Below are 8,892 nucleotides of genomic sequence, written 5' to 3' on the forward strand. Positions count from 1 at the left end.
TCGCCGGGCGTGCGCTGGGCACCGGCCGCGACGGCGCCCCGCGCGAGGGCACGGCGGCGACCCGGGTCCGTACCGCGGGCACCCTCGCCCTGCTCACCGCCGCCCTGCCCGCCGACCTGGCGATCACCGGCGTCGCCGCGCTGGCCGGGCTCCTGCGCCGACGTGAGCGGGCCCGGCCGCACCGGCCGCTGACCGTGCTGCTCAGCGGCGGGAAGATGACCAAGGCGCTGGAGCTGGCACGGGCCTTCCACCGTGCCGGCCGCCGGGTCGTGCTCGTCGAGCAGGCCCGCTACCGCTTCACCGGGCACCGGTTCTCCCGGGCGGTCGACGCGTTCCACGTCGTCCCCGCCCCGGACGCGCCGGGCTACGCCCACGCGCTCGCCGACATCGCCCGCCGGGAGGGGGCCGACGTGTACGTGCCGGTGTGCAGCCCCGTCGCGAGCTGGTACGACGCCGACGCCAAGCGGCTGCTCGAACCGTTCTGCGCGGTCGTGCACCCCGACGCCGACGTCGTCGCGATGCTCGACGACAAGCACCGGTTCACCGCGACCGCCGCCGGGTTCGGCCTGCCGGTGCCCGCGGCGCGGCGCATCACCGACCCGGCGCAGGTCGTCGACCACGACTTCGCCGCCACCCCGGGGCGCACCTGGATCCTCAAGTCGCTGCGTTACGACCCGGTGCGCCGCCGCGACCTGACCCGGCTGCCGCGCCCGACCCGCGCCGAGACCGCGGCGTTCGTGGCGACCCTGCCGATCTCACCGGACAACCCCTGGATCCTGCAGGAGTTCGTCGAGGGCACCGAGTACTGCACCCACGCCACCGTCCGCGACGGCGAGGTCCGCCTGTACTGCTGCTGTCCGTCGTCGAGCTTCCTCCTCAACTACGACCACGTCGACCACCCGGCGATCGAGGACTGGGTGCGGCGGTTCTGCGGCGAGCTGGGGGTGACCGGGCAGCTGTCGTTCGACTTCATCGAGGCACCCGACGGCCGGGTCCTGGCCATCGAGTGCAACCCGCGCACCCACTCCGCGATCACCCTGTTCCACGACCACCCGGGTGTCGCCGCGGCCTACCTCGACGCCGGCGCCGGCACACTCGTGCCGGCACCGGCGACCCGGCCGACCTACTGGCTGCACCACGAGCTGGGCCGGCTCCTCGGCGACCCCGGGTCGTGGCGGGAACGGTTGCGGATCGTGCGCGACGGTCGGGAGGCGCTGCTCGACGTGCACGACCCGTTGCCGTTCCTGCTGGTCCCGCACCTGCAGATCGCCTCGCTGCTGCTGGGCAACCTGCTGCGCGGACGGCCGTGGGTGACCGTCGACGTGAACATCGGCAAGCTCGTCGAACCGGCGGGGGACTGAACCGTGCTGCGTGTCCTGCACCTCGTCGGCTCGGGCGTCGACGAGTTCTTCTGCGACCTGTCCCGGCTCTACGCCGCGGACTGCCTCGCCGCGACCGCCGACCCGGCGCGCTACGAGTTCGTCGTCGCGTACGTGACGCCGCAGGGCTGGCGGTTCCCGGCCGGGCTCGACCCGGAGCAGATCGCTGCCGCGCCACTGCGGACCCTCCCCGAGGCGGTCGCCGAGATCGCCCGAGCGGAGGTGGACGTGATGGTGCCGCAGATGTTCTGCCGGCCCGGGATGACCCACCACCGGGCGCTGTTCGAGCTCCTCGGGATCGGCTATGTCGGCAACACCCCGGAGGTCATGGCGCTGGGCGCGGACAAGGCCCTGGCCCGCGCGGTCGTCGCGGAGGGCGGGGTCGCCGTCCCGGCGGGGGAGACGGTGCGCGCCGGGCAGGCGCCGACGGTCCGGCCGCCCGCCGTCGTCAAGCCGGCGGACACCGACAACTCGGTCGGCGTCACCCTCGTCCACGACCCGGACGGGTTCGAGGTGGCGGTGAAGGCCGCCCTGGTCCACGGCGACCGCGCCCTGGTCGAGGAGTTCGTGCCGCTGGGCCGCGAGGTCCGGTGCGCGGTGGTGGAGCGCGACGGCGACCTGGTCGGCCTGCCGCTGGAGGAGTACCGGATGGACGCGGTCGACAAGCCGGTCCGCCTCGCCGACGACAAGCTCGCCCGCACCGGCGACGGCGACCTGCGCCTGGTCGCGAAGGACGCCCGGTCCTGGATCGTCGACGCAGGCGACCCGGTCACCCGGCCGGTGCAGGACGCCGCCCGCGCGGCGTTCCGCGCCCTGGGCTGCCGCGACTACGGGCTGTTCGACTTCCGCATCGACCCCGACGGCCGGCCCTGGTTCCTGGAGGCCGGGCTGTACTGCTCGTTCGCCCGCACCTCGGTGGTCGTCACGATGGCCGAGGCCGCGGGGATCGGCGTCGCCGACCTGTTCGCCGACGCCGTCACCCGCGCCGCCGCCCGCACCACCGCCCCACCCGGCTCCGACCGCTGATCCGGCTCCCGCCGCCGGTGGGTCGCGCCGTCGCACCCCGCAGGTGGCCCGCGCACCTCCGCGGCGGGTGCGGCGACCGCGTCCGGGTGCGCGACGGGAACTCAGCGGGCGGCGCGGGGCCGGACGTGCTCGCGCACCATGCCGCGGTGCATGACCCGGTCCCCGACGACGCCCGCGTGATCGGCGCGGTGCAGCACGCAGGCGTTGTCCCAGATCACGACGTCGCCCGGTGCCCACCGGTGGTCCAGCACGTTGTCCGGCCGCGTCGAGTGCTCGATCAGCTCCCGCACGGTCGCCGCGGACTCCTCGGTGTCCATCCCGCCGACCTCGGCGCAGCGGGCCGCGGTCGACAGGTAGAGCGCGGTCCGGCCGGTGCGCGGGTGCGGGCGGAACACCGGGTGCCAGGCCTCGGTCTCGGTACCGGCGTCGTCGGGGGACAGCCCGGTGACGACGTGGCGGATGCTGCGGCCGTCGAGCCGGGTCCGCAGCGGCTCCGGGAGCGTCTCGTAGGCGCGGTACTGGTTGGAGAACTGCGTCGCGCCGCCCCGGGCGGGGACGGTCACCGCCCGCAGCGCGGTGTAGGCGGGCGGGGCCGCGACGTAGCTGGTGTCGACGTGGAACGAGCTGCGCGGCGGGGTGTCGCGGCCGACGTTGGAGATCACGTTGAGGTCCGGGTGGGTCTCCAGCGGCGTCTCACCGGTGGTGAACGCCAGCGGGCCGAGACCGCGGAGGAAGGCGAGGAAGTCGTCGTCGCCGACGTCGTCCTGACCGGGCAGGACGAGGACGCCGTGCTCGGCGAGCAGCGCCCCGAGCGCGTCCGGGTCGAGGTCGGGCAGGGACGTCCCGGTGACGCGGGCGCCGACCGGGTGCAGGGCCTCGATGTCCATCACCCGAGTGTGCGGGCGCCCGCGGTCACCCGCGCGCCGGACGCGGGGCCGGCCCCGGGGGCGGACACGGGCCCGACGCCGGGGTCAGGACGCCGTGCGGCCCCACCGGCGGCGACGCGGGCGGTCGGCGGGCTCGTCCTCCATCGGGGCGGCGATCGCGAGCCGCCCGACCTGCTCGTTGAGGACCTTGAGGTGTACCCGGACGTCGTCGTGGGTCGGGTCCAGCACCGCCTGCTCGGCGATCTCCGCGGCCTGGTCGACCGACTGCTTCAGCGACGCCTTGGCCTTGTTCAACCGGGCGGCGATCCGCTTCGCGGGCGGCTCGGTGAGCCGGAACCGTGCCGGCTCGATCGAGTCGCCGACGGCGGCCAGGCGCTGCACCGCCTCCAGCTCGGAGTCCAGCCGCTTGCCGATCTCGGTGAGCCACGTCCGCACTTGCATCGCCGAGATCACCGTGGTGATCCGGTGGAAGCGCTGCACCTGCTCGGTGCACTCGGCCACGTAGGTCCGCCAGTACCGCGAGAGCGGTGCGGGTGACGGCTCGGATCCGGGTCGCAGGAGTGACACGTGCGCAGGCTACCGGTGATCACGACGAGGTCGCCGTGGGTCACGGGATGCGCCCGTCCGTCGCCAGCACCGGCGCGTCGGCGGTCACGGTGTCGGGGTAGATAAGGCCGCTGCCGGTGTTCAGCACGACGACCGTCTCCGACCCGTCGAGCCACCCCGACTCCCGCAGCCGGCCCGCCGCGGCGACGCAGGCCGCGCCCTCCGGGCAGATCCAGGTGCCCTCGTCGCGGGCGAGGGCGTGCTCGGCGGCGAGCAGCTCGTCGTCGGAGACGGCGACGGCGGTCCCGCCGGTGTCGTACACGGCGTCGAGGACGAGGAAGTCGCCCAGCGCCCGGGGCACGGTGATCCCGAACGCGACCGTGTGCGGGTCGGCCGGGGCCGTCGACTCGCGCAGCCCGGCCTCGAACGCGTCGACGATCGGCGCGCAGCCGGTGGCCTGCACCGCGACGAGCCGGGGCAGTGGGCCGGAGATCCAGCCGAGCTCCCGCATCTCCGCCAGGGCCTTGTGGATCGCGATGATCCCGACGCCGCCGCCGGTGGGGTAGAGGATGACGTCCGGGCAGCGCCAGCCGAGCTGCTCGACGATCTCGTAGCCCATCGTCTTCTTGCCCTCGATGCGGTAGGGCTCGCGCAGCGTCGAGGTGTCCTGGTACCCCGCCCCGGCGGAGTTGCGGCGGGCGACGGCGTCGGCGACGAGCCTCCCGGCGTCGCCGATCAGGCCGTCGACCAGGTACAGCTCCCCGCCGGAGACGACGACCTCGCGCCGGGTGATCTCCGGGGCGTCGACCGGCATCGCGATCAGCGCACCGAGCCCGGCGCGCGCGGCGTAACAGGCCCAGGCGGCACCGGCGTTGCCGTTGGTGGGCATCGCGACCGCCCGGACTCCGAGCTCGGCGGCCCGGGACACCCCGACGGCGGCGCCGCGCGCCTTGAACGCCCCGGTCGGGACCAGCCCCTCGTCCTTCATCCGCAGGCCGGGCAGCCCGAGGCGGGCACCGGCACGGGGGAGCGGGAGCAGCGGGGTCATGCCCTCGCCCATCGTCACCACGTGCGCGGGGTCCCACACGGGCAGCACCTCGTGGTAGCGCCACAGGTCCGGCGGGCGGGCGGCGATGTCGGCCGGGGTCACCAGCGTCCGGGCCCGGTCGAGGTCGTAGCGGGCGAGCAGCGGGGCACCGGAGGCCGAGGTGCCCTGCACCGTGTCGGCGTCGAGGACCTCGCCGGTACGGGAGCACTCCAGGTGGGACAGCGTCGAGAACTCGGGCACGGGTCCAGCTGATCTCCCGCCGTGCCGCGGCGCAACCGGAGGGGTGACGGCGGCGCGGGCAGGAGCAGGTCGCCACGACTACGCCGTTGCGACGATCCTGTTAGCCTCGGGAGCGCAAGCGTGAAAGTTCAACAATCGAGAGGAACCCATGCGACCGCTCCCCGCGCCGCTCTCCGACACCGCACTCCTGCTCGTCCGGCTGCTCGTCGGCGTCGTCCTCGTCGCCCACGGCCTGCAGAAGCTCTCGGGTGGTGTCGGCGGGGTCGCGTCGAGCTTCGCCGGCATGGGCATCCCGCTGCCCACGGTCTCCGCGCTGTTCGTCATCGCGGCCGAGCTCGGGGGCGGTCTGCTGCTGATCGCCGGTGCCGCGACGACCGTGGCGGGGCTGGCCGTCGTCGTCGCGATGGCGGGGGCCTACCTCTTCGCGCACGTGGGCCTGAACCCGTTCGTCGACTCGGGCGGCTGGGAGCTGGTCGGCGTGATCGCCGCCGGTGGACTCGCGCTGGCCGCGACCGGACCGGGCCGGTTCTCCGTCGACGCGCTCGTCGCCGGACGCGGTCGCACGCCCGCCCGGCACGCGGTGGGTGTGTCCGCGGGGGAGTAGTACCCGCCCGCACGGGGGATCCCTCCGCATGCCCGAGGGACACACCGTGCACCGGCTCGCGCGGCTGCAGCGCCGCCGCTACGCCGGACGGCCGGTGGCCGTCTCCAGCCCGCAGCGCCGGTTCACCACCGGCGCCGAGATCGTCGACGGGCGGGTGCTGGTCGACGTGCAGGCCCACGGCAAGCACCTGTTCCAGCACTACGGGCCGGACACCACCGTGCACGTCCACCTCGGACTGTGGGGCCGGTTCCCGAACCGGACGCTCCCCCAGGAGCCGCCCCGCGGCCAGGTCAGGATGCGGATGGTCGGCGAGACGCACTACGCCGACCTGCGCGGCCCGGCCGCCTGCGAACTGCTGGACGACGTGGGCGTGAAGGAGCTGCGGGCCCGCCTCGGCGAGGACCCGTTGCGCGACGACGCGGACCCGGCGCGTGTCCGGGAGCGGTTCGCCCGCTCCCGTGTCCCGCTGGCCGCCCTGCTCATGGACCAGTCGGTGATCGCGGGCATCGGCAACGTCTTCCGCGCCGAGACGCTGTTCCGCACCGGACTGGATCCGATGACCCCGGCCCGCGACCTCGACGACCGGTCCTTCGCCCTGCTCTGGGACGACCTGACCGAGATGCTCCGCGACGGCGAGCGGCGCGGCCGGATCGAGACGCTGCGCCCCGAGCACGACCCGGCCCAGCTGGCGCCCCCCGACCGCGGCGCGGTCTGCGCCAGCGTCGTCTACGCCTACCGCCGCACCGGACAGCCCTGCCTGGTCTGCGGCGCCCCGATCGCGCACGCCGAGGTCCGCACGCGGAACCTGTTCTGGTGCCCCGGTTGTCAGGCCGGAGGCAGCGCCCGGCCGCTCACCGAACGGTGACGATGGATGTCCGATCTGTCCTGTACCGGGCGGTAGCGGTACCGTTGACGTCATGCTGTCGACCGGTCCCGCTCGTCCGGAAGCGGGGCGTCGGCCGATCATCCGCTGGGACGCCGCGCTGTCCGGGGCCGCGCTGGCCGCGACCGGGATGCTCGTCGCACTGGGCGTGTTCGGCGCCGTCTTCCTCGTCGCGTTCCTCGACTACTGTCCGCCGCGGACGTGCAGCTCCTCGGCGGTCCTCGTCTCGGTCGGCGGGTCGCTGGTGATCGCGGCCGCCGCCGGTGTCGCCGGGCTCGCCATGACCGTCCTGCGCATCGTCGAACGGCGCCCTGCCTGGCCCTTCGCGGTGGTCACCCTCGCCGTGACCGGTTCCGCCGTCGCCTTCGGCGCGGTCCACTACGCGAGCGCGATCGGATACTGAACCATTCAGGGTTCGATTCCCAGAATGCGTGCCCCGAGCCGGGTCTCGCGGCCGGAGCCGTTGCACGCACCGCAGTTCCGCCAGGACTTCGTGGCGAGTGCGCCGTAGTGTCGCGGGCTGCCCTTGCAGCGCCCGCACCGGGTGAGGGGATGCAGGTAGAGCGACCCGATATAGAGGACAAGGGCCACCGCGCCGAGGATCACCAGAATGGTCGTCCCACTCGGCCCGTCCTGTTCCTCGGCCGCAGACAGCAGGAATTGCGTCATTCTCGTCGCCCCCGATGAATGGAGCGCGCGACCCCCTGTCGCCGCCCCGGCCACCGAGATTACGTCGCCGTTTCCGGAATCCTTGACCGGTTCATCACTGTTGATGATCGCCGGCCCGGTCGGCTGCATCGGCCGCCGGAACCCGTTGCGCCGTCCGGCGGAAGCCGAGCACGATCGCGGCGGACATCAGCATCATCACCGCGACCACCCACATCCCGGCGCGGGAGTCGCCGGTCAGGTCCTTCAGCCACCCGGCGACGAACGGCCCGGCGAACCCGGACAGGTTGCCGAAGGAGTTGATCAACCCGATCCCGGCGGCCGCCCCGGCACCGGTGAGGAACGCGTTCGGCAGCGCCCAGAACGGCGGGATGGCGGCGAAGACCCCGATCGCGCAGACGGTCACGCACACCATGACCAGCAGCGGTGAGTCCATGTACAGCGCGCCCGCGATCGCGACCGCCCCGACGACGGCCGGGACGGCCACGTGCAGCCCCCGCTCACCGCTGCGGTCGGAGTGCCGGGCCCACAGCACCATCGTCACCGACGCGATCGCGTACGGCACCGCGGTGATCAGACCGACCTCGACCAGCGAGTAGTCGGCGCCGAACTGCTGCTCGAACCCGGCGACGATCTGGGGCAGGAAGAACGCCAGCACGTAGAGCCCGAACACGATCCCGAAGTAGACCACCGAGAGGGCCACCACCCGGCCGTCGCGCAGGGCGGCGGCGACGCCGCGGTCCTGCCCGGCCGCCGCCGCGTCCTCGGCGGCGATCCGCTCCTCCAGCGCGACCGCCTGGTCGGCGGGCAGCCACCGGGCCCGGGTCGGGCGGTCCGGCAGCAGCCACAGCACCGCGATCCCCAGCAGCACCGCCGGGATGCCCTCGACGAAGAACATGAAGCGCCAGCCGGCGTCGAAGCCCAGGGCCCCGTCGCCGACCGAGATCAGCCACGTCGACAGCGGCCCGCCGACCACCGAGGACAGCGGCACGGCCAGGAAGAACAGCGCGACGATCCGTGCCCGCTCGACCCTCGGGAACCAGTAGGTCAGGTACAGGATGATGCCGGGGAAGAAGCCGGCCTCGGCGATGCCGAGCAGCACCCGCACGACGTAGAAGCCGATCTCGCCCTGGATGAACGCCGTCGACGACGCGACGATGCCCCAGGTCACCATGATCCGGGCGATCCAGATCCGGGCGCCGACCCGGTGCAGGATCACGTTGGACGGGACCTCGAAGAAGAAGTACCCGATGAAGAACAGCCCGGCGCCCAGGCCGTAGGCGGCCGCGGACAGGCCCAGGTCGGCGTTCATCGTCAGCGACGCGAACCCGACGTTGACCCGGTCGATGTAGTTCAGCAGATAGGCCAGGGCGAGCAGCGGGATGAGCCGCTTCGTCGCCGTCCGTACGGCCGTCGAGACCAGCACGCCTTCCCCCTCCGTTGCGGTGCGCACGCCCGCGCAGTCTCTCCGCCGGAAGGTCAGTCCTTCAACCAGGCGTAGGCGGTGTGCCGGGAGACACCGAGCGCCGCCGCCATCGCGCTGACCTCGCAGCCGGCCTCGCGCCCGGCGCGCAGCAGCGCGCGGCGGCGTTCGCGCGGCGCGTCCGCCGCCG

General features: G+C 73.9%; 10 protein-coding genes. 5 read left to right on the forward strand and 5 right to left on the reverse strand.

Annotated elements, in window-relative coordinates:
* Positions 1-1,361 (forward strand): hypothetical protein (locus tag NH602_RS24460; RefSeq protein WP_308292878.1); only part of this gene is annotated, 1,361 nt, incomplete at its 5' end.
* 3 nt (positions 1,362-1,364) lie between these two features.
* Positions 1,365-2,405, forward strand: a complete 1,041-nt coding sequence (locus NH602_RS24465; protein WP_179762378.1) for a D-alanine--D-alanine ligase — start codon at positions 1,365-1,367, stop codon at positions 2,403-2,405.
* Positions 2,406-2,506: 101 nt separating this feature from the next.
* On the opposite strand, the gene NH602_RS24470 is transcribed toward NH602_RS24465, so the two are convergent.
* From NH602_RS24470 to NH602_RS24480, 3 genes are all read right to left on the reverse strand, one after another.
* Positions 2,507-3,292 carry a TauD/TfdA family dioxygenase gene (locus NH602_RS24470; protein ID WP_179762379.1) on the reverse strand — a complete coding sequence of 262 codons (786 nt, stop codon included), beginning with the start codon at positions 3,290-3,292 and terminating at the stop codon, positions 2,507-2,509.
* Between the two features lie 84 nt (positions 3,293-3,376).
* Positions 3,377-3,859, reverse strand: coding sequence for a hypothetical protein (locus tag NH602_RS24475; RefSeq protein WP_062396040.1), 483 nt, complete (start codon positions 3,857-3,859; stop codon positions 3,377-3,379).
* Between the two features lie 40 nt (positions 3,860-3,899).
* A complete protein-coding gene (locus tag NH602_RS24480; protein ID WP_253069006.1) occupies positions 3,900-5,126 on the reverse strand; it encodes a threonine synthase in 1,227 nt (408 codons plus the stop codon).
* Between the two features lie 148 nt (positions 5,127-5,274).
* On the opposite strand from NH602_RS24480, the gene NH602_RS24485 reads away from it, so the two are divergent.
* Genes NH602_RS24485 through NH602_RS24495 form a run of 3 tightly spaced genes read left to right on the forward strand, consistent with a single transcriptional unit; the run spans position 5,275 to position 7,016 of the window.
* The gene (locus tag NH602_RS24485) at positions 5,275-5,730 is read left to right on the forward strand and encodes a DoxX family protein (protein ID WP_073574218.1); all 456 of its coding nucleotides are present in this window, start codon (positions 5,275-5,277) and stop codon (positions 5,728-5,730) included.
* A 28-nt stretch (positions 5,731-5,758) separates the two neighbouring features.
* Positions 5,759-6,595: an Fpg/Nei family DNA glycosylase gene (locus NH602_RS24490; protein WP_073574217.1), complete on the forward strand. Its 837-nt coding sequence runs from the start codon at positions 5,759-5,761 to the stop codon at positions 6,593-6,595.
* Positions 6,596-6,647: 52 nt separating this feature from the next.
* On the forward strand, positions 6,648-7,016 hold the full coding sequence (locus tag NH602_RS24495) for a hypothetical protein (RefSeq protein ID WP_073574216.1): 369 nt from the start codon (positions 6,648-6,650) through the stop codon (positions 7,014-7,016).
* 5 nt (positions 7,017-7,021) lie between these two features.
* Here the strand turns inward: NH602_RS24495 and NH602_RS24500 are convergent, their stop codons facing one another.
* Both NH602_RS24500 and NH602_RS24505 read right to left on the reverse strand, forming a co-directional pair.
* A complete protein-coding gene (locus NH602_RS24500; RefSeq protein ID WP_253069007.1) occupies positions 7,022-7,411 on the reverse strand; it encodes a hypothetical protein in 390 nt (129 codons plus the stop codon).
* On the reverse strand, positions 7,377-8,732 hold the full coding sequence (locus tag NH602_RS24505) for an MFS transporter (RefSeq protein WP_253069008.1): 1,356 nt from the start codon (positions 8,730-8,732) through the stop codon (positions 7,377-7,379). The genes NH602_RS24500 and NH602_RS24505 overlap by 35 nt, the downstream gene beginning before the upstream one ends.
* Between the last annotated feature and the right edge of the window lie 160 nt (positions 8,733-8,892).

It is taken from the genome of Pseudonocardia sp. McavD-2-B, assembly GCF_024124365.1.
GTDB classification, from domain to species: domain Bacteria; phylum Actinomycetota; class Actinomycetes; order Mycobacteriales; family Pseudonocardiaceae; genus Pseudonocardia; species Pseudonocardia alni.